This window comes from Archangium lansingense, assembly GCF_026626635.1.
GTDB classification, from domain to species: domain Bacteria; phylum Myxococcota; class Myxococcia; order Myxococcales; family Myxococcaceae; genus Archangium; species Archangium lansingense.
Genome location: NZ_JAPNKA010000001.1, coordinates 2,582,187 through 2,605,610 on the forward strand (window position 1 = coordinate 2,582,187; position 23,424 = coordinate 2,605,610).

A 23,424-nucleotide genomic window follows, 5' to 3' on the forward strand; every position below is an offset into this window, starting at 1 on the left:
GCGTGGTTCAGTACCGGTGGACGCGCAGCCAGAAGCCCTTTGATTCGGAGGCAGCGGCATACAAGGACGCGCAATGGGTGGACCCCCAGCACGACCTCCACCCACCGCGCCCTCATCCCAGGTGCCCGCCGCTGCGGGCATGTCCCTTTCTCCCTGAGGGCTGGGAACCCCTCAGTCGAACATCGCTCCCAGCGCCTCGGAGAGCGTCTCGACTCCCACCACCTCCAGCTTCGTGTTCTCCAGCCGCCGCGCGCTGCCCTTGGGGATGATGGCCCGCTGGAAGCCCATCTTCGCCGCCTCCGCCAGCCGCGGCTCCACCTGGCCCACCGCGCGCACTTCCCCCGCCAGTCCTACTTCACCCAGCACCAGCGTGTGCGCACCCAGCGGCCGGTTCTGCAGGCTGCTCACCAGCGCCGCGCATACCGCCAGGTCGCACGCAGGCTCCGACAACTGCATGCCTCCCGCCACGTTCACGAAGAGGTCACACCCCACCAGCGGGATGTCCTCCTTCTTCTCCAGCACTGCCGCCAGCAGCGCCACGCGGTTGCCGTCCACGCCAATCGCCGTGCGCCGTGCCGTGCCGTAGCCCGTGGGCGCTACCAGCGCTTGCACCTCCACCAGCAGCGGCCGCGTCCCGTTCAGCGTGCACGTCACCACGCTGCCCGCCTTGCCCACAGGCCGCTCGGCCAGGAAGAGCGCCGAGGGGTCCGCCACCTCCACCAGCCCCGCCCCCTTCATCTCGAAGACGCCAATCTCGTTCGTCGAGCCGAAGCGATTCTTGTGCGCCCGCAGAATCCGGAATGGGTGACCGCGCTCGCCCTCGAAGTAGAGGACGGTGTCCACCATGTGCTCCAGCACGCGCGGGCCAGCGATGGAGCCCTCCTTCGTCACGTGCCCCACCAGGAACGTCGGCACCCCGCTGCGCTTGGCGAAGGCCATGAAGCGCCCCGCCACCTCGCGCACCTGCGAGATGCTCCCCGGCGCGCTGCCCAGCTCCGGCAGGTACATCGTCTGGATGGAGTCCACCACCAGCGCCCGCGGCTTGAGTCCCTCGGCCACCGTCAGCACCCGGTCCGCATCCGTCTCCGCGAAGAGATGGATGGCCTCGCTCTCCACCCGCAGCCGCTCGGCCCGCATCTTCGTCTGCCGCAGCGACTCCTCGCCCGACACGTACAGCACCGGACCCCAGCGTCCCAACCTGTCCAGCGCCGCCAGCAGCAGCGTGGACTTGCCGATGCCCGGGTCTCCGCCCAGCAGCACCAGCGAGCCGTCCACCACTCCGCCTCCCAGCACCCGGTCGAACTCGGCGATGCCCGTGCGCCGGCGCTCCTCCTGCTCGCCGCTCACCTCGCGCAGCCGCACCGGCTTGGTCGCCCCTCCCGAGGCCCCCCACGCTGGACGCTTCTCGTCCACCTTCGCCTCGGTCTCCTCCACCAGCGAGCTCCACGCGCCGCAGTCGGGGCACTTCCCCAACCACTTCGCTGACTGGTACCCGCACGCCTGACACGTGTAGTGCGTCTTCGCCTTCGCCATGGGACCCCATGTCTAGCGCAGGCCACCCACGTTTCCCCTCGCTTTCCCTCACGCCTGACAACCCTCCCTCCGGGGCAGTCCGGAGACCGAGCGGCCAGCCGGGGGTGTTCCCCCCAGGTCTCTCCGTCAAGTTGTGCCCACGGGGAGGGCTCCCCACGTTTGGTCCCAAACGGGGCCGCACGTCGCGTTGCCCCATGAAAGGGAGAACGGAGATGAGCATCATCTGGTTCATCGTGGTGGGTCTGGTCGCGGGTCTCCTCGCGCGTGCTCTCATGCCGGGCCGCCAGTCCATGGGTCTCGTGGCGACCCTGCTGCTGGGCATCGTGGGCTCGTTCGTGGGCGGCTTCATCGGCTCGCTCTTCTCGCCGAGTCGGCGCGTCTTTGACCTGCAGCCCTCGGGGATCATCATGTCCGTGGTAGGCGCCATCGTGGTCCTACTCCTGGTGGGCTGGGCGGGCAGGGGCCGTCGCATCCACGCATGAGGTCCGGGGTCCGGTAGGGCAGGGGGCTCATGACGCGGGCTCCCTCTCCCGGACCCGTCTCCTCGGGGGGACCGGGGTCGTCAACCCGGGCGCGCTGCGTGGTTGACAAGGGCGGTCCGTCCACGCACTTTGCGCGCTCCATTCCCCCGAGGAGCCCATGTCCGACTCCGCCGCCCACGACTTCCACGGTCACGCCCACTTCGCCGCTCCGCCTCCGGGTGTCGTCGTCCGCCATGACTGGACGCTCCCCGAGGTGCGCGCCCTCTACGAGCTGCCCCTGCTGGAGCTCATCCACAAGGCGCAGGGCGTCCACCGGGCTGTCTTCCAGGACAACAAGGTGCAGCTCTGCTCGCTGCTGTCCATCAAGACGGGCGGCTGCCCCGAGGACTGTGGCTACTGCCCCCAGGCGGCGCGCTACCACAAGGACACCGGCCTGCAGGCCGAGAAGCTCATGTCCGTGCCGACCGTGCTGGACGCCGCCTCCAAGGCCCGCTCCGCTGGCGCCACCCGTTTCTGCATGGGCGCTGCCTGGCGCGAGGTGAAGGACGGCCCTCAGTTCGACAGCGTCCTGGAGATGGTCCGCGGTGTGAAGGCGCTCGGCATGGAGGCCTGCGCCACCCTCGGCATGCTCACCGAGAGTCAGGCGAAGCGCCTCAAGGCGGCCGGCCTCTCCGCGTACAACCACAACCTCGACACCTCCGAGGAGAAGTACGGGGACATCATCTCCACCCGGACCTATGAGGACCGGCTCAATACGATTGAGCGCGTGCGCCAGGCCGGCATCTCCGTGTGCTCCGGCGGCATCATCGGCCTGGGCGAGTCCGTGGAAGACCGCTGCAAGCTCCTGCTCACGCTCTCCAACCAGGAGGTCCACCCCGAGTCCGTTCCCATCAACGCGCTCGTCGCCGTGAAGGGCACGCCGCTCCAGGACCAGAAGCCCGTGCAGACCGTGGAGATGGTCCGCACCATCGCGACTGCTCGCATCCTCATGCCCATGGCCATGGTGCGCCTCTCCGCCGGCCGTATGCAGATGAACGAGGAGGCTCAGCTCCTGTGCATGCTCGCCGGGGCCAACTCGCTCTTCTTCGGCGAGAAGCTGCTCACCACCGGCAACCCCGAGTACACCCAGGACATGGCCCTCCTGGAGAAGGCCGGCATCCGCCCCCTGGAGCCGGATACGTCGCGGTAATGACGCGCGGACCCTGGAAGGAAGACCCTCACCCCAGCCCTCTCCCAGAGGGAGAGGGCGCATCCACGGTGGCCACGGCGTGGGCCCGGGAGGACTTGGACTCCCTGGCCTCCCGAGGGCTGAAGCGCTTCCTCGAGCCGCTCGATTCTCCCCAGGGTCCCCTCGTCCGGCTGGGGGGCGAGACGCTCGTCAATTTTTCCTCTAACGACTACCTGGGCCTCGCCGCCTCGCCCTCCGCGCGTGCCGCCGCCATCGCCGCCCTGGAGTCCTACGGGGTCGGCTCTGGAGCCAGCCGGCTCGTTGTGGGGGACTCCACCGTCCACCAGCGTCTGGAGGCTCGTCTCGCTGCCTTCGAGCGCTCCGAGGCCGCGCTCCTCTTCAACTCGGGCTACGCCGCCAATGTCGGCACACTGCAGGCGCTCGTGGGGCCCGAGGATGCTGTCTTCTCCGACGCCCTCAACCACGCCTCCCTGATCGACGGCTGCCGCCTCTCGCGCGCTCGCACCGTTGTCTATCCGCATGCCGACGTCGAGGCGCTCGATCGGGCTCTTTCTTCCACCCCCGCCCGCCGCCGCCTGGTCGTCACCGACACCGTGTTCTCCATGGACGGGGACCACGCGCCCCTGCGGGAGATTGTGGGCGTCTGCCGGGCCCACGGTACGGCCCTCCTCGTGGATGAGGCCCATGCCACGGGCGTCCTCGGCTCGCGCGGCGCCGGGCTGTGTGAGGAGCTGGGGCTCGAGGGTGCTGTCGACGTGCGCATGGGCACCTTGAGCAAGGCCTTCGGCGGGCTGGGGGCGTACATCTGTGCCTCCCGCCCCGTGGTGGAGCTCGTCCTCAATCGCGCCCGGCCCCTCGTCTTCTCGACGGCGCTGCCCGCCGCCCTGTGCGCCGCTGCCGAGGCCGCCGTGGACATCGTCGAGCACGACGACGCCCTGCGCGCCCGCCTGTGGCGCAACATCCGTCGCTTCTCTCAGGGCCTGCGCTCGCTCGGCTTCGCCGCCGAGCCCCGGAGCGCCATCTTCCCCGTCATCCTGGGCGAGCCCGGGCTCGCCATCTCCGCGGCTCGTGCGCTGCGCTCCCGGGGGCTGCTGGTGAAGGCCATTCGCCCGCCCACCGTCCCCGAGGGCACCAGCCGCCTTCGCTTCTGTCTCTCCGCCGCCCACACCGAGGGCCATGTGGACCTCGCTCTGGAGGGGCTGCGCTCGTTGAGGTTGTGAGTATGGTGCCGCGGTTCTTCGTCACGGGCACGGATACCGGCGTAGGCAAGACGCAAGCCTCCCGGGCCCTGCTCTCCCTGTTCGTCGACGCTGGGCTCTCCCCCCAGGGCTTCAAACCCTATGAGAGCGGGTGCCCCTCCCTCTCCGCCCCCTCCGACGCGCTCTCCCTGCGCGAGGCCGCTCGGAGCGACCTGCCCCTGGACGTCGTCTGTCCCCATCGCTTCCGCGCTCCCTTGGCTCCTGGCATCGCCGCGCGCCGCCTTGGCCGAGAGCCCGATTGGAACACCACCCTCGCCGCCTGGGAGCGCGTGCGCCACGGGCCCGTCGTCGTCGAGGGCGCCGGTGGTCTCTTCGTCCCCCTCGACTCCTCCCACGACGTCATCGATCTCATCTCCACCCTCGGGCTTCCTGTCCTGCTCGTCGCCCGCGCCGGCCTGGGCACGCTCAACCACACCGCCCTCTCCCTCGAGGCCCTCGCCGCGCGCAACATCCCTGTTGCCGCCGTGCTCCTCTCTCGGAGCACTCCCTCTCGCGATCCCTCCGAGCGCGACAACGCCGCCCTCATCGCCGAGCGCCATCACATCCAGGTTCTCGGTCCAGTTCCCTACCTCGTGGAGCCACGCCGATGCCACGCGGCCTTCCGCAAGGCCCTCGCTCCACTCGTGTCCAAACGCGCGCGAGGCCGATAAATCGGCCTCCGCGGCGATCCGAAGGCGCGCGCAAGTGCAAGTTTTCGTGTTGCACGGCCGTGAAATGGACGCATCTTTCGATCTGCGCGAGAACGCCACGCGAATGGCGGACATCATCGACCTCTCGCTCCTCGCCGACGCAAGGCGCTACCTCTCCAAGTTGCTCGATGCGCGCGGTCTCTCCTACTTCCTTCAGAAGGATGGCCAGCGGCTCTTCCACATCGAGCCGACCAAGGTCGAGCTCGTGGTCCGTACTGCCATCCGCTCGCGCAACGACACGCTGCCGGCCCCCCACCCGAAGGCCGTCGAGCACTGCCGCAAGGAGGTCCGTCGCGAGCTGATCCGCCTCGTCGCCTCCGCGATGCTACAGACGGGGCTGTGAGCCGCTTCTCCGCGCGCACCGGCTTCTCCCGTACCTGGAACCCCCTGGCGCAGGCACTCGCCGAGCGCCGGGCTCGCGGGCTCCCCCTGCTGGACCTCACCGAGACCAACCCCACCCGCGTGGGTCTGCCCACGCCCGAGCCGGCCCTGCTGGCCTCTCCGGAGGCTCTCGGCTACGCCCCCGAGCCCCAGGGACTTCTTTCTGCTCGGGAGGCCGTGGCCGCGCACCTGGCCCGGCGCGGCGCCCGCGTCTCGCCCGAGCACCTCGTTCTCTCCGCCAGCACCAGCGAGTCCTACAGCTGGCTCTTCAAGCTGCTGTGCGAGCCCGGGGACAACGTCCTCATCCCCGCGCCCAGCTACCCTCTCTTCGAGTACCTCACGCGTCTGGAGGGGGTGGAGGCGCGCCCCTACCGCCTGCCGCGCGGGCACGGCTTCTGCCTGGACGTGGAGGAGGTGGCCGCGGCGAGGGACGAGCGCACCCGCGCCGTGCTCGTGGTGAACCCCGGCAACCCCACCGGCCACTATCTCCACGAGGGTGAGCTGGAGGCGCTGGGGAGGCTGTGCGCGCAGGAGGGGCTGGCGCTCATCTCGGACGAGGTGTTCTCCGACTTCGCCTGGGACGAGGAGGCGGGCCGGGTGCCCACGGTGGCGGGGCGCGAGCTGCCCATGCTCACCTTCTCCCTCTCGGGCCTGTCCAAGGTGGCGGGGCTGCCCGGCCTCAAGCTGGGGTGGACGCACGTGGGCGGGCCCGACACTCTGCGTGAAGAGGCCCTGGCCCGGTTGGAGCTGGTGGCGGACACCTACCTGCCGGTGAACACGCCGGTGCAGCTCGCCCTGCCTGGGTTGCTGGCCCACGCGCCGCGCTTCCAGGAGGCGCTGCTGGCCCGGGTGAAGGAGAACCGGCGCCGGCTGCTCCAGGCCCGGTCGAGGGAGGCCCTCTGGGATGTGCTGCCCGCGCATGGGGGATGGAGCACCGTGTTGCGCATCCCGCTGGCGCTGGGCGAGGAGCCCACGTGCCTGGCCCTGCTGGACGAGGGGGTGGCGGTGCAGCCGGGCTACTTCTACGACTTCCCCAGCGCAGCCTTCCTGGTGCTGTCCTTGTTGCCTCCGCCGGACGTCTTCGCCGCCGCACTGGCGCCGCTCGCGCGGGTGCTGGACAGGAGCGGCTAGCGGCCGGGGTTACCGGATGGCCGGGCCGCCCACCGCCTCGCGGGGGACCTTGCCCGTGGTGCCGAGGTTTCCCCCTGCGAGCCCGTAGCACTCGATGCCGAGCTGGCGGTCCCATGCGGTCTCTCCCTCGATGCGGGAGGCTCGGCGCCGGGCCAGCAGGGCGGGTAACTCCGTGACGAAGAGGCCGTAGTAGCCCGCCGCGTCCTCGAACATCTCCGCTGGGGCCACGCCCAGCTCCTGCTCCAGGCGCTGCAGCCCGGCGAGGAAGTGGTGCTGGCCGTCCTCGTTCGACGCGGCACTCCGGGGCACATCCAAGGCGAGCTCGATGAGCGAACGGCCGGACATGCTCCGGGCGAGCTCCTGACGCACCTTGTTACGCTGCTCCCGTGCATCCAGGACACGCGCTTCCTCGGCGCGCACCGAGGCTCGTTTTACCAGGGCTGTGCTCATCGGCTCCTCCCTAGAGGCCCGGAATTGGGCTCGTCTCCATCATCAGTTTGAGACGCCTGACGCAGCTTCGTGATGCGCCTGACGAGAAATAAGGAGCGCCCGGTCAATCTTCATGCTGACGAGAGGGCGATCGTTCTCCAGCCCGCAAAGGGGGACCCTGTGAGACTCCGGGTGTGTGTGCCGCCGGACAGGCCCTTACGCGCTCTTTCGGGTGGCGGCCGTGGAGGGCAGCTCGTTAAGGACGAGCCAGTACATGCCCAGTTGCCGCACCGCCTCGAAGAATTCGGTGACGTCCACGGGCTTGTGGACGAAGCTGTTGACGCCGAGCTGGTAGCCCTCCACCAGGTCGCGCTCCTCCTTTGAGGAGGTGAGGATGACCACGGGCAGGTTCCGGGTCTGCTCATGGGTGCGGATGCGCCGCAGCACCTCCAGGCCGTCGATGCGGGGCAGGTGCAAATCCAGCAGGACCACCTGAGGCCAGATGGAAGGGTCTCTCCCCGCGTGCTGGCCTTGCAGGAAGAGGTAGTCGAGGGCCTCGGCCCCATCGCGCACGACGACCACCGGGTTATGCAGGTTGCTCTTTCGGAACGCCCGGAGGGTCATCAGCTCGTCATCGGCGTTGTCCTCGACGAGTAGGACGACACGCTGGCTCAGCTCGAACATGGGACGTTCTCCTCAGTTGATGAGACCCGGCTCGTTGCCAGGCGTGGTGGGGGAAGGGTCGTGGAGGGAGAAGGAGAAGGTGGCGCCGTGTCCGACCCGGCCTTCGCCCCGGATGGTGCCCCCGTGGCGCCGGATGATGCGCTGCACGGTGGCCAGTCCCACCCCGTTGCCCTCGAACTCCTGTTGGGTGTGCAGGCGCTGGAAGACGCCGAAGAGCTTGTTCTGGAAGGCCATGTCGAAGCCGGCCCCATTGTCCCGAACGAAGTAGACGCGCCGCTTGCCGTCCTCAGCCAGGGTGGAGCCGAACTCGATCTCCGCCTGGGGCCGATCGCGGGTGAACTTCCAGGCGTTGCCCAGCAGGTTCTCCAGCACGCCTCGCAGGAGCTTGGCATCACCTCGGTCCACCAGGCCGTCTTGGATGGTGAAGCGCACGGTGCGCTCCGGCTGCCAGCGTTGGATCTGCTCGGAGACGGAGTGCGCCAGGGCAGAGAGGTTGACCTCTGACTCCACGAGCTCGGTGCGATTGACGCGGGAGAGGGAGAGGATGCCGTCGATGAGCTCGGACATGCGCTTGCACGCGGCGCGCATGCGCCCGAGGTAGTCGTGGCCGGTGCTGTCGAGCTTGTCGCCGCAGTCCTCGTCGAGTGCCTGCGTGAAGTTGGAGATGGAGCGCAGGGGGGAGCGCAGGTCGTGCGCCACGGAGTAGGCGAAGGACTCCAGCTCGCGGTTGGTGTACTCGAGCTCGACGGTGCGCTCGGCGATGCGCTGCTCCAGTTGCGCGTTGAGCTGGCGCACCTCTTCCTCGGCGGCGCGGCGCCGGGTGATGTCGGTGACCATGGCCAGCACGCCGGTGTAGCGGCCTTGCTCGTCGTACATCGGGTTGGACGACACCATGGTCCAGATGGGCCGGCCCTCCTTGTGGCGGAGCTGGAGGTCATGGAACTCGGTGAGGCCCTGACGCTGCCGCTCGATGTTCTGGCGGGCGATGGCACGGTTCTCCTCGTCCATGAAGTCGCTGATGTGCCTGCCCATCATCTCGTCGACCGTGTAGCCGAGCATCTCGGCCTGGAAGCGGTTGACGTAGGTGGTGCGCTGCTCGGTGTCGATCGTCCAGATGCCCTCCTGGGCGGCCTCGACGATGAGCTGGAACTGCTGCTCGGTGCGGCGCTGGCTGGCCTCGGCCTGGCGCTGGCCCTGGGTGTTGCGCAGGGTGACCATGGCCCCGAGGAGCCTTCCCTGCTCGTCACGCATGGGCCTGGCGCTCGCGTGGACGTGCTGGCCCTCCGGGAGCTGGGCGTTGCGGAGGAACAACTCCTCCTCGGGTGCCTCCTCTCCTTGGAGGGCGCGGTACAGCGGGAGCCGCTCCGAGGGGCACGGCGTCCGGGTGTCCGCGTAGAAGATGCCGTAGTGCCTGCTCCAGCTCCCGGGGGCCATGTCCGCTGGGCCGATGCCCAGGAGCTTGTGGGCGTTCGGGCTGAAGTAGAGCAGGTGGCCCGAGGCGTCGGCGATGATCACCCCCTCGGAGATGCCGTTGAGGATGGTGCTCAGGAGGGCCTGGTGCTGGACCTGGAAGAGGCCTTCGGTCAGCACATCGGCGGGGAAGGTGCTGGGGCGGGTCAGCGCGGTCATGGCTTCGGGACGCTCCTGCCTTCTTGGATTTTCCAGGGAGGCGGTATGATTCTAGAGGTCCCGTAAGCATCGGCACCAGCCGGTGTCAGCCAGTGTCGGCCGGTGAAAAAACAAAGCGCCCGGCGGGAAGGCCTCCCTCCGAGCGCTCCGAGTTGTTCCATTCACGAGCCCGAGGCTCGCGGCAGTGCTACGCCTGCGAGGGCTTGCGGGAGATGCGGTACAGCACGAAGCCCATGATGGCGAAGGCGATGACGCCGATGAGGTTGTAGCCGTTGGCGCCCACCGCGCCCTGGAGGGCGTGCTCCACCGACAGCTTGGAGATGGCGGCGTTGACGCCCTCATTCACCGAGAGGATGGCGACCACGACGCCGGCCAGCGCGCCGCCGGCCACCAGGCCCGTGGAGAAGAGGTTGCCGGGGCCGAGCTCGGACTCCTCCACGTGCTCACCCTTGCGCGTGGCCATGTAGTCCGACAGGCCCTTGATGGCGCCGCCCACGAAGATGGGGGCGGTGGTGGACAGCGGCAGGTACGCGCCCACCGCGAAGGACAGCGACTTGACGCCGCACAGCTCCATCGTCACCGACAGGAAGACGCCCACCAGCACGAACTGCCAGTCCAGGTTGAAGGACAGCAGGCCCTTGATGAGCGTGGCCATCAGCGTGCCCTGCGGCGCGGGGAACGCGTCCGTGCCAATCATGTGCTGGATGCCCTGGGCCCGCATCGCCTCCGTCGGCGTGTCCAGCACCTTCATGGTGAGGCCGATGACGATCGCCGCCGCCACCGCGCCAATCATCAGGCCGAGCTGCTGCGCCCGGGGCGTTGCGCCCACCAGGTAGCCCGTCTTCAGGTCCTGCGACGTGGCGCCCGCGTTCGCCGCGGCGATGCACACCATGCCGCCCACGCACAGCGCCATGGGCTGGTACATGTCACCCGTCCAGCCAATGCCGATGAAGATGAGGCAGGTGGCCATCAGCGTGGCGATCGTCATGCCGGAGATGGGGTTGGACGACGAGCCGATGATGCCCACGATGCGCGAGGCCACCGTCACGAAGAAGAAGCCGAACACCACGATGAGCACGCCCAGCAGCAGCCGGCCGAACACGCTGCCCGGCAGGAAGGGCAGGATGGCCATCGTCACGATGAGGCCCACGCTGCCGAAGAGCACGAAGGTGATGGGGAGGTCGCGCTCGGTGCGCTTCTGCGCGGCGCCCGCGGCGCCCTCCTTGAAGGACGCGATGCTCTCCTTGAAGGCCGCGACGATGGTGGGCAGCGTCTTGAGCAGCGTGATGAAGCCGCCCGCCGCCACCGCGCCCGCGCCGATCTGCCGCACGTACGCGCGGTAGATGGCCGTCGCCGTGTTGCCGAAGCTGTGCGTCACGGGATCCCACCCGCCCGGGCCGCCCGCCGTGGTCAGGCTCGTCAGGTAGCCCAGCTTCACCAGCTGCTCCGCGACGGTGTCCGGCGGAACCACCGAGGCCAGCAGCGGGATGAGGCCCAGCCACGCCAGCACGCCACCGGCCACCAGCACGCCGGCAATCTTGGGGCCGACGATGTAGCCCACGCCCAGGTACTCGGGGGTGATGTCGCCGTTGAGCGTGGCGGACGGGAAGTACTTGTTCTTCTGCTCCGTCACCAGCGCCGGCGTCTCGGCGATGAGCTTCACGATCTTCTGCAGCAGCGCGTACACGAAGGCGAAGCCCACGCCCTGGAAGGCGATCTTCGCCAGGTCTCCGCCCTTCTCACCGGCGATGAGCACCGAGGCGCACGCCGTGCCCTCGGGGTAGGGCAGGTTGCCGTGCTCCTTCACGATGAGCGAGCGGCGCAGCGGCACCATCATCAGCGTGCCCAGCACGCCGCCCAGCAGCGCCAGGGTGAAGATGGTCCAGTACTCGAAGAAGCTGGAGCCCTTGCTGTCGGTGCTCAGGAAGAGGAAGCCGGGCAGGGTGAACACCACACCCGCGGCGATGGACTCGCCCGCGGAGCCGATGGTCTGCACCACGTTGTTCTCGAGGATCGTCGAGCCGCCCAGCTTCTTGAGCAGGGAGATGGCGAGCACCGCGATGGGGATGGAGGCCGAGACCGTCAGGCCCGCCTTCAGGGCCAGGTACACCGTGGCGGCACCGAAGATGACGCCGAAGAGCACGCCGATGCCAATGGCCTTGGGCGTGAACTCGGCCACGTCGCTGCGATCGGCGGGGATGTACGGCTGGAACTCCGCTGTCTTGACTTCGTTCGGGGCGGAACCGGTCGGAATAGCGACGTTCCGAGCCGCCTCGGTCTTGGCTGCTTCAGGCTTCAATGGGGGCTCCCAGATGGGGGACGTCCGTGTCGGGTGGGAGTTCTACAACTCCCACACCCGTCCGCCAAATGGCTGCCGGGAGCTGGAGCCCAGGCAGGCGGGCGTGACGCTATGCGGCGGCGTCCTGCTGGTCGGGGGGGGCCGGGCTGCGCTTCCGCCCCGGCGGAGGCGGCAGGGTGGTCAGGTTGGCCCGCTTCTCCCTCGGGACGACCAGACTCTTGGCGTTGTAGGCCATCAGCGCCGCGACGAACCCCGGCTGTAGCAGCCCCTCCACCCCCTTGCGCATGTGCAGCACATCGTAGAACGCCATGCAGGACTTCACGTCCAGTGAGGTCAGGTCGATCATGTTCTGGACGGACCACAGCAGGCCCTTCAGCCCGATGGGCCGCTTGCCCCGGGTCTGCGGGTGGGCCAGGTCCAGGGTGGTGGTCAGGAACCAGCACGTGCCGATGATCTTGCTGAGCTCCTTCTGGAAGCTCCGCCCCAGCCCCTGGTGGAGGCCGCCGGACGAGTTGCGCGCCTGGGCCACCTGCTCCCCGAGCAGCCTGGCTCCCAGGCCGATGACCGTCATGCCCTGGCCAAAGACGGGGTTGAGGGCGCAGACCGCGTCGCCCAGCAGCACGAAGCCCTCCGGGAAGCGCGCCATCTTCTCGTAGTGCATCCAGCGGCTCGCCTGAATCTTGTGCGAGACGGGCGCGGTCAGCGGCTTCGCGTGGCGGATGTACTCATAGAGGTGGGGGGTGGGCAGCCCGCGTGCGAACTCGAGGAAGCCCGCGTCATCGGTGGGGGCATGGTCTCCGAAGTACCCGTTGAGGCTGACGATCCACCGCCCGCCCTCCACGTTGGAGATGAAGCCCGCGCGCCGCGCCTCGGGGGCACGGCCGTTCACCACCAGGATTTTCCAGTCGTCGAAGCCCGCGGGGCGCTCGTAGAACCGGCTCGTGTACCCCAGGTCGATGCCTACATGCTCCTCTTCGGGGCGGCCGTAGCCCAGCAGCTCCAGCCAGTGGGGAGCCCGCGAGCCCCGGCCGCTGCTGTCCACCACCAGGTCTCCCTCGACAGTCTGCTCGCCATCCGGCCCCTTCACCTTCACCCCAGTGACGCGCGTGCGCGCGGCGTCCGTGAGCAGCTCCTCCACCCCGAAGCCCTGCTTCACCTCGACGTTCGGAAGTGCGGTGACCCGGCCGCGCACCTTCCACTCCAGGAAGGGACGGGAGACGAGGATGGACTGGGGGCCGCCCTCGTAGCGGGCCTTCCAGCTTCCCGACTGGAGCCAGGCGGCGTCCCGGGCCAGGTCGACGATGTCTACCCCCTCGCGCACCATCTCCTGCACCAGGTCGGGGAACAGGCCATCCAGCACCTTCAGCCCGGCTTCCAACAGGGCGTGGATATGGCGCCCCTGAGGCGTACTCTTGCGTGCTTCCGGGCCCTCGGGGAATGGGTCTCGCTCGAGGATGATGACCTTCTCGAAGTGGTCAGACAGCACCCGTGCGCTCAAAAGCCCGGCAATGCTGCCGCCGATAACCACGGCCTGTCCGAATCCGCGCTTGCTGGATTGCACCCGATTCCTCCCGATGAGCTAGCTGGCTTCCGCGAACCTTCCGGAACTCTCAAGATATGCGAGCTGGGGGCGGAGCGGTTAGTGACCCAGGCGCTGGGTGAAGGGACATCCTGTCCCAGTGAAGAATGATTCGCTGGCTGTATGAAAGCTGTCCGAGCCCGGCGAGCGAGGTAGCCTGGGCGTCCCCAACAGCCAACGAGGACGCAACGCTCATGCGCAGGCTCGAGCACAAGGTGGCCATCGTCACGGGAAGTTCTCGCGGCATCGGTGCCGCCGTCGCGCGGCGGCTGGCGGCGGATGGCGCGAAGGTGGTGGTGAACTACGCGCAGAGCGAGCAGGCCGCGGCGATGGTGGCCCACTCCATCCAGGCCGCGGGGGGTGAGGTCATCACCGTGCGAGCCAACGTGGGCGACGAGGCGCAGATGCAGGCGCTCTTTGCTACCACCCTGCAGCACTTCGGCCGGCTGGACATCCTGGTCAACAACGCGGCCGCCTTCGCCTCCAACCCGCTGGAGAACATCGAGCGGGAGCAGTTCCAGCTGCTCATGGACGTCAACATCTGGGGCCTCATCCTGGGCCTGCGCCTGGCGGGGCGCCACATGGCCAATGGGGGGCGCATCATCAACTTCTCCTCCATCGGTGCTCACAAGGGCTTCGCGGGCGGGGGCCTGTACGCGGCGACCAAGGCGGCCGTCGAGTCGCTCACCCGCACCGCGGCCACCGAGCTCGCGCCGCGCGACATCGGCGTCAACGCGCTCATCGTGGGTCAGGTCGCTACAGACATGGCCGCCGAGGTGCCCCTGAAGATGCGCCAGCAGATCGCCGCCCAGACGCTGATTGGCAAGGTGGGCCGGCCCGAGGACATCAGCGGCGCCGTCGCCTTCCTCGCCTCCGAGGACGCCCGCTGGGTGACGGGTCAGACGCTTGGCGTAAATGGTGGCTACCTCATGCGGTGAGTCTCTTGCCTTCCCTGGGGAAGCGAGGCCGGGGCACCCGTTGCGCCCGACCTGTTCGGTGGGCAAAGCCACCCACCCTCTTGCGAAGGGTGACCCGTACTAGACGCCATGGGTCTTTTTCCCAGAGTGCTACCGAGGGGGCGGCCATGCCTGGAGTGCGTCCAACCGTGACGGCTGGAAAACGGCATTGTGGGCGAAGGGTGCTAGGATGGGCATGCGATGAATAAGGGTGAGTTGAAGCGGCTGGTCCTGAAGAGCTTTCTGGAGCAGCAGCTGTCCATGCTGACGGCGCTGGCTCCCGTGGCCTACATGCTCTCGCTGGTCATGGGGTTGCCCCCAGAGCAGGCGATGCGCGTGTCGATCATCAATGCCACGTGCAACAGTCCCATCTTCGGGATCATCATCCCGATCGTGATGATCTACATCACGTACAGGAACGCCCTCGCGGAGAACCCGCAGGACTTTCCGGGTGACCGCCTCAAGCGCATCCTCAAGGCGCCGCGGAAGATCGAGTACGGACTGCTGGTGAGCTACGGCGTGTCTTGCTTCATCTGGGCGGGCTGGCCCACGCTGCTCTACGGACTGAATCCGTGGATCATCCCGCAGGCGGTGGCGTGCTTCGTGCTGCTGGCGATGGTCGTCGGCATCCGGCTGGCGATCCGTCTGGAGCGGCTGCTGCGCCCCTACGCGCTGGCGGAGTTCCACAAGTACCCGGAGCTGCGGGTGGAGGATCGCGGCTTCCTGTGGCCCAAGCAGGGCTGGTACCTGCCCTACACTTTCGCCCTCATCGTGTTCGCCACGCTGACGGTGACGAGCATCATCGTCTTCAAGAAGACGGGCTCCGGCTTTGGCGAGCTGTTCCTGGAGGTGGAGAAGGCGGCCCCGGCGTTGGTGGCGCTGTTGCAGACGCGGGTGGCCGACATCCTCAGCTCGATCGTCCTCCCGGTGGTGGCGGTCGGTGGCTTCATGATCGCCGCGGCGGCGTGGTGCGCCTGGGAGATCGCGCGGCACCAGAGCCAGGGCACCCAGGCCGTGCAGAAGTCCATCGAGTCCATCGCCTCGGGCCGGCCGGCCCTGCCCAACTGGGTGGCCACCGACGAGGTGGGTGACCTGGCGCTCTCCACCGGCGGGGCCTTCGAGCGGTTGAGGACGTTCTCGTCCTCGCTGAGCGACTCGGCGCAGCTGCTGGGCCAGTCCGCGCAGTCGCTCAACAGCTCGCACCAGGAGCAGACCGAGGCGCTCTCCGTCCAGGCCGCGTCCCTCCAGGAGACGCAGGTCACCGCGCAGGAGATCAAGCAGACGTCGCTCGTCGCCGCCCAGAAGGCCGAGGACGTGCTGCAGCAGGCCGAGCGCGCGGATCAGATCGGCCGCGCTGGTGAGGCCGCGCTCGAGCAGAGCCTCTCGGGCATGCACGACATCCAGAAGCAGGTGATGGACATGCGCAGAGCATCCGCGCGCTGGATGAGCGGGCGCGGCAGATCGCCAACATCACCACCACGGTGAAGAGCCTGGCGGACCGGTCCACCATGCTGGCGCTCAACGCCGCCATCGAGGCGGTGCGCTCCGGTGAGCATGGCAAGGGCTTCTCGGTGGTGGCGCGGGAGATCCGCAGCCTGGCGGATCAGTCCGTCAAGGCCACCTACAGCGTGCAGAACATCCTCATGGACCTGAGCGAGGCCATCCGCACCACGGCGGACATGACCGAGAGCGGCACCGAGAAGGTCCAGGGCAGCGTGCAGCAGCTCCAGTCCTTCGGCGACAACATCCGGCAGCTGTCCGGCATCGTGCGCGACAACGTGAGCTCCGTGCGGCAGATCTCCGCCGCCGTCACCCAGCAGAACCAGGGCATCAACCAGATCTTCCAGGCGGTGAACGACCTGACGAAGGTCATGGACAAGACGATGACGAGCCTGCGCACCAGCGACGAGGCCGCGGATCAGATGCGCATGGTGGCCTCGCGCGTGGCCGTCTTCGTGGGCGAGTACGACTGGCAGACCCGCCAGCAGCAGCTCGCCCAGGAAGCCAATGCCTCGCGCAAAGAGGTGGGCTGAGCCCGCCTGCTCCCTCTCCCTCTGGGAGAGGGCGGGGGGGAGGGTTGTCGCCTGCGTGCCTGCCTTGGGGGAAGACCCTCACCCTGACCCTCTCCCAGAGGGAGAGGGGACATCCACAGGCCTTCAGGACGAAGCCGTTAGCCGGCGAGTGCCAGCACCCGCCCGTCCCGCAACGCCACCAGGAGCGCGGCCGTTGAGGAGGGTGGCTCCCCCAAGCCGGGTGGGAGCCCCTCCGTCTCGAGCATCAACCGCAGGGATACCTGGTCCTCGCTCGCGTGCAGCAGCTCCGGCCTCACCGCCACCTTCTGTAAAGGCGCGCGCAGGCCTACTCCCCACACTTTGAGCACCGCTTCCTTCATGGCCCACGCGGCGGTGACTGGGTCCATCCGTCCCGTGCACACGGGGACGTAGCCCTCCCACTCGCCCGGCGCGAAGGCCTCCTCCAGGAAGGCCTCGCCGCTCTCCACCCGCTGCTCCAGGTCCACACCCAGCGCGCCGCCTCGCGAGACTGCCGCCACCGCCAGCCCCGCCGAGTGAGAGATGGAGAGCGCGAGTCCCCGCTCGGGAGAGAAGAGGGGACGCCCGGAGTCTGGCCCCTCCTCGCGTGCCGTCACCTCCGCGCGCAACCCCGGCTCCAGCAGCGCCAGGGCCCGGTGCGCGGCGAGCCGGCCCGCGATGAACTCCTGCCGCCGCTTGTCCGTCCTGCACCGGGCGAGGCCCTCGCGCTCCAGGGGCGAGAGGGCGGAGTCCTGCTCCCGCCCCACCTCACCCCAGCCGAGCACCACCTCCCGGCCGCCGGGCAGCGTCAGCCGCTCAGATCTCCGCGCTCCGGCGCTCACTGCGGTGCAACCTCCGGAACCACAGCCCGGTGCCGCCCAGCAGCAGGGCGCCGTCCTCGCCGCGGACCTCGAAGTCGTAGATGACGTCGTCGCCCTCCACCCTCACCATCTTCGCCTTCACGTGTCCCGACTCGTCGATGCGCCGCTGCCTCCCGCGCACCAGATGGTCCACGCCCATGGGCACGGAGACCAGGTTGTTGTGGTGGCCGTCCCAGTTGGCCGCCACTTGGAAGGCTGCGTCGAGCAGGAGTGGATCCAACTGGAAGCGCGGCCGCGCCACGTGGGTGAAGATGTCCCGCTGGCGAGGGGCACGGATGATGCCCTCCACCTCGCGCTCGCCCACGTACACCCATTCGGCGCGGCAGAAGAGCGGGCCGAGGTACAGCGGCTCCTTGGCCAGGTGGAAGATGGAGCGCGCGCGCGAGCCCGGGAGCGCCTCTGGCAGCTTGCCGGTGCCCTCCTCCACGCTCGGTGCAGGCCCGAGCACGTAGATGCCCTGCTGGTGGATGCGGCGCTGCGTCTGGTCGGAGCGGCCTCCCAGCGCCAGGTCACTCACGGACTCCACGTAGAGCGTCACCTCGTCACCCTGCTGCTTGATGACCTTGGCTGTGAGGGTGACGTGGACGGGCTTGCCCTTGGCGCGCTCGCCCACCAGCGGGGCCTTGAAGAACTTGAGCGGGGTTTCGATCCGCAGGTTCTCCGCGCGCAGCACGGCCAGGTCCGGCCGGAAGAGGGCGGCGGCCTCGCCCAGCATCTCGAAGCCGAAGGTGCCCGGCATGATGGGCACCGAGTCCAGCTGATGCTGGAGCACGAACGGGTCCGTGGTCAGATCGAACGTCCGCGTGGCCACCAGCCCCTCCGCGCCGTGCTGCTCCACGCAGTCGATCATCGGATAGTCGGAGGGGACGAGGAGGAAGCCGCGGTCGTCGTAGACGGTGCGCTCATCCGGGCCATCGGCGGCGGCCCCGAGGAAGGGCCACTCGCGGAACAGTCGCTCCTCGAAGATGGCCACCTCGCGCTCGGTGCGGCCGAGCAGCAGCTCGTTGATGAACCAGTACGCGCCCTCGGCCGGGGTGATGTAGGAGACGCCGGTGCTCTGCACCACTTCCTTGTTGCGTGCCGCGGCCCCCACGCTCTCCCACGCTGTCCAGTCGATGGTGACGCAGCGCATGTGGGGCCGCGCCCGGTGCGCGTACGCCATGGCGCACTTGCTCATCAAGTCATTGGCGGCGCTGTAGTCCGTCTGGCCCTTGTTGCCGAAGCGGCCCGCGCCGGAGCCGAAGCACATCATCAGCTTCAGGTCATCGCGCCGCGTGGCCTCCAGCAGGTTGATGAGGCCGAGCACCTTCACCTCCATGGTGGCGGCGACGATGCCCGGCGTCTTGTCCGGCAGGCTCTTGGAGGCCTCGACCATGGCCCCGTGGACGATGCCGTCGATGTGGCCGTGGTACTCGCGCACCCGGTCCACCATGGCCCGCACGTCCGCGGCGTTGCGGAAGTCGCAGGTCTCGTACTCGATGGACAGGCCCTGGGCGTAGACCTCCTGGAGGTTGCGCCACAGCTCGCGCGCGCGCTCGTAGGCCTCGAAGGACTCGCGGAACTTCACCGGCGTGAGGGTGGGGTCCGCCTTCTTGCGGCGGATCATCTCCTCCTTGCGGAAGTTCTCGAAGTCGTTGTCGTCCAGCGCCAGGTAGGGCTCGTCGCCCGTGGGGGCCGGGGTGCGCCCGGTGACGATGACCTTGGGGCCCAGCCGCGCCACCGCCTTGGCCACCTCGAAGACGGCCCCGCGGCCACCGCCGGAGAAGAGCAGCACCCAGCTCGGGTCCACCCGGCGCAGCACCTGGCTGCCCTCCTTGGGATGGTCCGCCCGGCGCAGGCCCACCACGAAGCGGCGGCTGGCCATGTAGCCGATCTCCGTCCGGTCGCTGCCCTCTTCCAGCTCGCGCGCAACCGTCTCGGCCACCACCCAGTGCGAGGCGCGCGGCTCGAAGTCGATCGTCTTGATGATGGCGCCGGGCACCTCCTGCTTCAGCCCCTTGAGGAAGCCGGCGAGCGAGCCGCCCATCACGTTGCCGCCATCTCCCACGAAGCCGAAGTCACCGCCCATGGAGGTGACGGCCACGTAGCAGCCGGTGCGCCCCTTGGCGTTCTGCAGGCGCTCGTACATGGCGCGTCCGGTGCCGTGCCAGCGCGCCGTGGTCTCCGCCATGCGCCGCCCGAAGCGTGCGCTGCCCAGGGTGAGGAAGTACTCCACCGGGCCGAAGGCTCCCAGGTCGATGACACCGTCGGCTCCGCCCAGCTCCTCGCTGGCACGACGCACCCGGCGCTCTACCTCCATGGCATCGGTGATGCCCGCCACCGACACCGTGGCCAGCCGCACGCCCTTGCCCAGCAGCAGGCGGCTGAAGGCGGCCACCAGGCCCGGCTCGTCTCCGACGAGCAGCAGCTTCTTGCCCTGGAGCTGGTAGCGCTTCTCCGAGGAGAGCGACAGCGGTACCAGGTCCACACGCCAGCGCTGAGCGGACAGCCCACGGCTGGGGATGGGGTAGCTGGCGGTGGCGCTCAGCGGATCCGCCGTCTGGGGCTTCCGGTGGGCGTTGTCGTGCTCCTCGAGGATGACGTGGTAGTTGGTGCCGCCGATGCCGAACGAGCTCACCCCGGCGCACCGCCGTCCCTCGCGGGGCGCGGGCCACGGGCGGCCCTCCAGCGACAGGGCGATGGGCAGCTTGTCGAAGGGGATTTCCGCCTTGGGGAACTCACCGCCGTTCATGGGCGGCAGGAAGGCCTCGCTCACCGCGAAGGCTGTCTTGATGATGCCCAGGATGCCGGAGGCCGACGAGGTGTGGCCGATCTGCGACTTGAGCGTGCCCATGGGCACCGGGTTGTCCCGGCCGCGCAGGGCGAAGGCCTCGCCATAGCCGTCCGCCTCCACCTTGTCGCCCACTCGCGTGCCCGTGCCGTGCGCCTCCAGCAGGCCGAGCTGGTCCGGGTGCATCTTCGCCTCCTCCAGCGCGCGCGCCACCGCCCGGGCCTGGCCCTTGGCGTTGGGCGTGAACAGGGAGGTGCCCCGTCCGTCGCTGGAGAAGCCGATGCTGGAGATGACGGCGATGATGCGGTCCTTGTTCGCCTCCGCGTCCTCCAGGCGCTTGATGACCACCGCGCCCGCGCCCTCTGCCGGCACGAAGCCATCCGCGCGATCGTCGAAGGGGAAGGTGCCTCGCGGGGAGAGGATGCCGAGCACGGCCAGCGCGGCGGCGTACTCGGGCACGAGGTTGAAGGCCACGCCGCCCGCAATCACCACGTCGGCGTCGCGGTTGGCCAGTGACAGCATGGCGGAGTGCACCGCCGCCAGGGAGCTGGCACAGGCCGCGTCCACCGTCATGACGCCGCCGGTGAAGTCATGCATGGCGGCCAGCCGTGCCGCGCACGCCAGCCCCGAGTAGTACTGAGACGTGTTTTCGTCTATCGGCGGCAGGGTGCCCAGCATGCGCTGGCGGACTGCGTCGAGCAGCGGCGCCACCTGCTCAGCACTCAGACCCTGGGCTCGGAGCGCCTCCGTCGCCACCTTCAGGTACTGCTCGATGACGAAGCGCAGCTCGGTCTCGAACTCCTTGGCGCGCACCGGGAGCTGGCCCACCACCACCTGCACGCGTCGCCCGTTCCACGCACCGGGCTCGTAGGCGGCCTGGCCGAGCGCCTCCTCCGCCGCCTTGACGAAGAGGGTGACGGACGGGTCGAGCGCCACGGCCTGGGGAGGCGGCAGCTTGAGCCAGCGGGCATCGGCCAGTGGCAGCTCCACCGTACCGGCCAGCCGGGGCACTACCTCCTGTTCGCTCAGGAGCGCGCCCAGGGTGCGGTTGACGTCGAAGCGCGAGGGCGGCAGGTCGCCGATGGCGTCCGCCTTGGAGATGATGTTCGTCCAGAGAGCCTGGGAGTCCGGGGCGCCCGGAGCAATCGCGCCCATGCCCACGATGGCGTACTTCTGGTTGACGAGCCGGACGGGCCGGATGTCCGCCCACGCCTCACGGGCCGGCGCGGGCCCGAGTAGTGCGTGGTAGGCGATGTTGCTCCATCCCAGCGAGCTGACGCCCACGTAGCTGCGGGGCGGCAGCTTCTCCGGGCGGGTGAGGCACTCCATGGCGCCTTCCACCCCATGCCGCGGCGAGGTGAGTCCGGCCACGGGCGCGCGCACACCGCCATGCAGCGACAGTGCGGCGCGCATCACCGACACCAGTCCACTGGCCGCCTGCTGGAAGCCCACCTGGGGCGCTGCGGTGGAGAACGACAGGGGCTCGGAGCGCGACGAGGTGAGCGCGGCCTTGAGGCCCACCAGCTCCTGGTCCTCCAGGCCGGGGACGCCGCACGCCTGCAGCTCCACGTGGCGCACCTGTTCCGCCTCGATGCCGGCGATGTCCAGGCACGTGCGCGCGGCCCTGTCCACCATGCGCGACAGCCGCGAGAGGCCCTGCTTGAGGTTCACCTCCGCGGAGACGCCGTGGAGGACGGCGTAGATGCGCTGCTTGTCGGCGAGCGCGTCGTCCAGCCGGCACAGCACGAGCGCCACGGCACCCTCTCCGGGGAGCGTGCCCGCGGAGCGCTCATCCAGCGCGAGCAGCTCCTGCTGGGCCAGCCAGCCGCGCGCCGACAGCAGCCCGAAGGACGAGGGGCTGAGCAGCGGCGACACCGCGCCCACCACCGCCACGTCACAGTGCCCGAGCTGCAGCGAGAGCGAGGCCAGCCTCAGCGCCGCCAGCGACGAGGCCGTGCCCGCGTCCACCGCCAGGTGCCCACCGCGCGTGTCCAGCAGGCTGGAGAGGCGGTTGGCCACCATGGTGGCCGTCATGGGCACCGACTCGGTGATGATGGGCGGGGCCACCTCGTTGATCAGCTTGTCCACGGCCGCCAGCAGCCGGTCGCCGTCGGCGCGTCCCTGGAGGAGGGTGGCCAGGTGCTCTCGCAGCTCCGGCGTGCGCAGCCGCAGGGCCTGGTTGGTCTTCATGTCCAGGCCCAGGCCGGTGGAGCCCAGGTAGATGGCGCACCGGCCGCCCGGGCTCTTCTCCGGGCTGTAGCCAGCATCCTCCGTGGCCTGCAGCAGCGTCAGGTGGAGCAGCCGCTCCATGCGGTGCATCTTCTCCACGTGGGCGGGCGGCAGGCGGAACTTCTTCCAGTCCTTGCCCTCTTCGGGGACGAAGCCGCCCAGCAGCGGATGGCTCAGGTTCAGCCCGGCGCTCCAGTCTTCGGGAACGCGCGTCAAGGCGCGCATTCCCTCCAGGGACTGGTTCATGAAGCGCGACGGGGAGTCGGCGCCGGGCAGCCGGCACCCGAGCCCGATGATGGCCAGAGGGATGTGCGTGGAAGAGGTCATCGCGGTGTGAGGCTCTTGACGAACGACTGCCAGGCAAGACGGGGCAAGGTGGGAGTGACGTCCTCGGAGGGCAGGGAGGCCATGCCAATGCCGCGCAGCTCGAGGACGGGAATTCCGTCCTGACCGAGGAGGTGGGCGTCGAAGGAAGCCAGTCCGCTGCTGGCGCCGGACAGGCGGGCGTCACACATGAGGCGCTCGTCGCGCCGGGGCATTCGGAACCAGGTGGCCTCGGAGATGGCCATCTCGCGCGAGCCCTCGCCCGAGAAGGCGTACCAGAGCCACTTCACCATGTGCAGCGCGCCCTCCATGGCAGCGGGGGCCACCTGGATGCGGCTGGCGGGCAGCACCTTGGACATCACGCGGGGGTGGACGAGCCCACCCTGGATGCGGCCCAGCTCGCACAGCCGGGCCCAGGAAATGACTTGGAGCGACTCGGGGACATCTCCCTGTCCGCCCGCCGAGGTGTAGAGCTGCCGGCCGTTCTGGAGGTTCTCCGACTTGGGGGCCAGCATCTGCTGCTGCTGGGGCCAGGGCGCGGGCCCGTAGGCATGGGCGAACTGGAGGATGGCGCGGCAGACGGGGATGGGCTCCTCGGTCATCTCCTCGTGCCCCGTGCTGGCGCCGGCGCTCACCGTCTCCACCGACAAGAAGACCGACACCTCACCGTCCGCCTCGCGGCGGGCACGCCCCACCAGCCGCGCGGCGGACGAGGGCTGCGAGGAGCGCAGGAACCAGCGCACGTCCCGCATCCCCACCAGCACGCGATCCGGGTACACGAGCGCGCCCACCTCGGCCAGGAACTCCAGCTCCATCGAGGCGGGCAGCGGCCGCGTCTCCTCGTCGAGCTCCCGGGGGAGGCACACGTCGCGCTTGGCGACGGCGCTCTCACCCCGGAAGACCTCGGAGACATCCTCCAGCAGCGGGTATTGTGAGGTATCGGGTTGCAC

General features: G+C 69.2%; 18 protein-coding genes. 9 read left to right on the plus strand and 9 right to left on the minus strand.

The window, feature by feature from the left end; genetic code table 11:
* Positions 1 to 171: 171 nt before the first annotated feature.
* Positions 172 to 1,533 (minus strand): DNA repair protein RadA, encoded by a 1,362-nt coding sequence (gene radA / locus OV287_RS10290; RefSeq protein ID WP_267533834.1) that lies wholly within the window; start codon positions 1,531 to 1,533, stop codon positions 172 to 174.
* A gap of 212 nt (positions 1,534 to 1,745) precedes the next feature.
* On the opposite strand from radA, the gene OV287_RS10295 reads away from it, so the two are divergent.
* From OV287_RS10295 to OV287_RS10320, 6 genes are all read left to right on the plus strand, one after another.
* Entirely contained in the window at positions 1,746 to 2,015 is a 270-nt protein-coding gene (locus OV287_RS10295) for a GlsB/YeaQ/YmgE family stress response membrane protein (protein WP_267533835.1), read from the plus strand.
* A gap of 157 nt (positions 2,016 to 2,172) precedes the next feature.
* The gene (gene bioB / locus OV287_RS10300) at positions 2,173 to 3,204 is read left to right on the plus strand and encodes a biotin synthase BioB (protein WP_267533836.1); all 1,032 of its coding nucleotides are present in this window, start codon (positions 2,173 to 2,175) and stop codon (positions 3,202 to 3,204) included.
* A gap of 68 nt (positions 3,205 to 3,272) precedes the next feature.
* Positions 3,273 to 4,424 (plus strand): 8-amino-7-oxononanoate synthase, encoded by a 1,152-nt coding sequence (gene bioF, locus OV287_RS10305; RefSeq protein WP_267533837.1) that lies wholly within the window; start codon positions 3,273 to 3,275, stop codon positions 4,422 to 4,424.
* 2 nt (positions 4,425 to 4,426) lie between these two features.
* Complete coding sequence (gene bioD, locus OV287_RS10310; protein ID WP_267533838.1) at positions 4,427 to 5,113, plus strand: dethiobiotin synthase; 687 nt, start codon at positions 4,427 to 4,429, stop codon at positions 5,111 to 5,113.
* A 64-nt stretch (positions 5,114 to 5,177) separates the two neighbouring features.
* Positions 5,178 to 5,495, plus strand: a complete 318-nt coding sequence (locus tag OV287_RS10315) for a hypothetical protein (protein ID WP_267533839.1) — start codon at positions 5,178 to 5,180, stop codon at positions 5,493 to 5,495.
* Positions 5,492 to 6,664: a pyridoxal phosphate-dependent aminotransferase gene (locus OV287_RS10320; protein ID WP_267533840.1), complete on the plus strand. Its 1,173-nt coding sequence runs from the start codon at positions 5,492 to 5,494 to the stop codon at positions 6,662 to 6,664. Before OV287_RS10315 ends, OV287_RS10320 begins: the two co-directional genes overlap by 4 nt.
* 9 nt (positions 6,665 to 6,673) lie before the next feature.
* Here the strand turns inward: OV287_RS10320 and OV287_RS10325 are convergent, their stop codons facing one another.
* From OV287_RS10325 to OV287_RS10345, 5 genes are all read right to left on the minus strand, one after another.
* The gene (locus tag OV287_RS10325) at positions 6,674 to 7,114 is read right to left on the minus strand and encodes a citrate lyase holo-[acyl-carrier protein] synthase (RefSeq protein WP_267533841.1); all 441 of its coding nucleotides are present in this window, start codon (positions 7,112 to 7,114) and stop codon (positions 6,674 to 6,676) included.
* Between the two features lie 195 nt (positions 7,115 to 7,309).
* A complete protein-coding gene (locus OV287_RS10330) occupies positions 7,310 to 7,777 on the minus strand; it encodes a response regulator (protein WP_267533842.1) in 468 nt (155 codons plus the stop codon).
* 12 nt (positions 7,778 to 7,789) lie between these two features.
* Complete coding sequence (locus tag OV287_RS10335; RefSeq protein ID WP_267533843.1) at positions 7,790 to 9,406, minus strand: PAS domain-containing sensor histidine kinase; 1,617 nt, start codon at positions 9,404 to 9,406, stop codon at positions 7,790 to 7,792.
* Between the two features lie 187 nt (positions 9,407 to 9,593).
* Positions 9,594 to 11,705 carry an OPT family oligopeptide transporter gene (locus OV287_RS10340; protein WP_267533844.1) on the minus strand — a complete coding sequence of 704 codons (2,112 nt, stop codon included), beginning with the start codon at positions 11,703 to 11,705 and terminating at the stop codon, positions 9,594 to 9,596.
* A 109-nt stretch (positions 11,706 to 11,814) separates the two neighbouring features.
* Positions 11,815 to 13,266 carry an NAD(P)/FAD-dependent oxidoreductase gene (locus OV287_RS10345; protein ID WP_267533845.1) on the minus strand — a complete coding sequence of 484 codons (1,452 nt, stop codon included), beginning with the start codon at positions 13,264 to 13,266 and terminating at the stop codon, positions 11,815 to 11,817.
* Positions 13,267 to 13,478: 212 nt separating this feature from the next.
* On the opposite strand from OV287_RS10345, the gene OV287_RS10350 reads away from it, so the two are divergent.
* From OV287_RS10350 to OV287_RS10360, 3 genes are all read left to right on the plus strand, one after another.
* A complete protein-coding gene (locus OV287_RS10350) occupies positions 13,479 to 14,222 on the plus strand; it encodes an SDR family NAD(P)-dependent oxidoreductase (RefSeq protein WP_267533846.1) in 744 nt (247 codons plus the stop codon).
* A gap of 219 nt (positions 14,223 to 14,441) precedes the next feature.
* Complete coding sequence (locus OV287_RS10355) at positions 14,442 to 15,725, plus strand: methyl-accepting chemotaxis protein (protein WP_267533847.1); 1,284 nt, start codon at positions 14,442 to 14,444, stop codon at positions 15,723 to 15,725.
* Positions 15,722 to 16,273 carry a methyl-accepting chemotaxis protein gene (locus OV287_RS10360; RefSeq protein ID WP_267533848.1) on the plus strand — a complete coding sequence of 184 codons (552 nt, stop codon included), beginning with the start codon at positions 15,722 to 15,724 and terminating at the stop codon, positions 16,271 to 16,273. Before OV287_RS10355 ends, OV287_RS10360 begins: the two co-directional genes overlap by 4 nt.
* Positions 16,274 to 16,410: 137 nt before the next feature.
* Here OV287_RS10360 and OV287_RS10365 read toward each other — a convergent pair whose 3' ends face one another.
* The 3 genes from OV287_RS10365 to OV287_RS10375 are packed head-to-tail and all read right to left on the minus strand — an operon-like array spanning position 16,411 to position 23,424.
* On the minus strand, positions 16,411 to 17,112 hold the full coding sequence (locus OV287_RS10365; RefSeq protein WP_267533849.1) for a 4'-phosphopantetheinyl transferase family protein: 702 nt from the start codon (positions 17,110 to 17,112) through the stop codon (positions 16,411 to 16,413).
* Complete coding sequence (locus tag OV287_RS10370; protein ID WP_267533850.1) at positions 17,087 to 22,477, minus strand: SDR family NAD(P)-dependent oxidoreductase; 5,391 nt, start codon at positions 22,475 to 22,477, stop codon at positions 17,087 to 17,089. Before OV287_RS10370 ends, OV287_RS10365 begins: the two co-directional genes overlap by 26 nt.
* On the minus strand, positions 22,474 to 23,424 hold the full coding sequence (locus tag OV287_RS10375; RefSeq protein WP_267533851.1) for a hotdog family protein: 951 nt from the start codon (positions 23,422 to 23,424) through the stop codon (positions 22,474 to 22,476). Before OV287_RS10375 ends, OV287_RS10370 begins: the two co-directional genes overlap by 4 nt.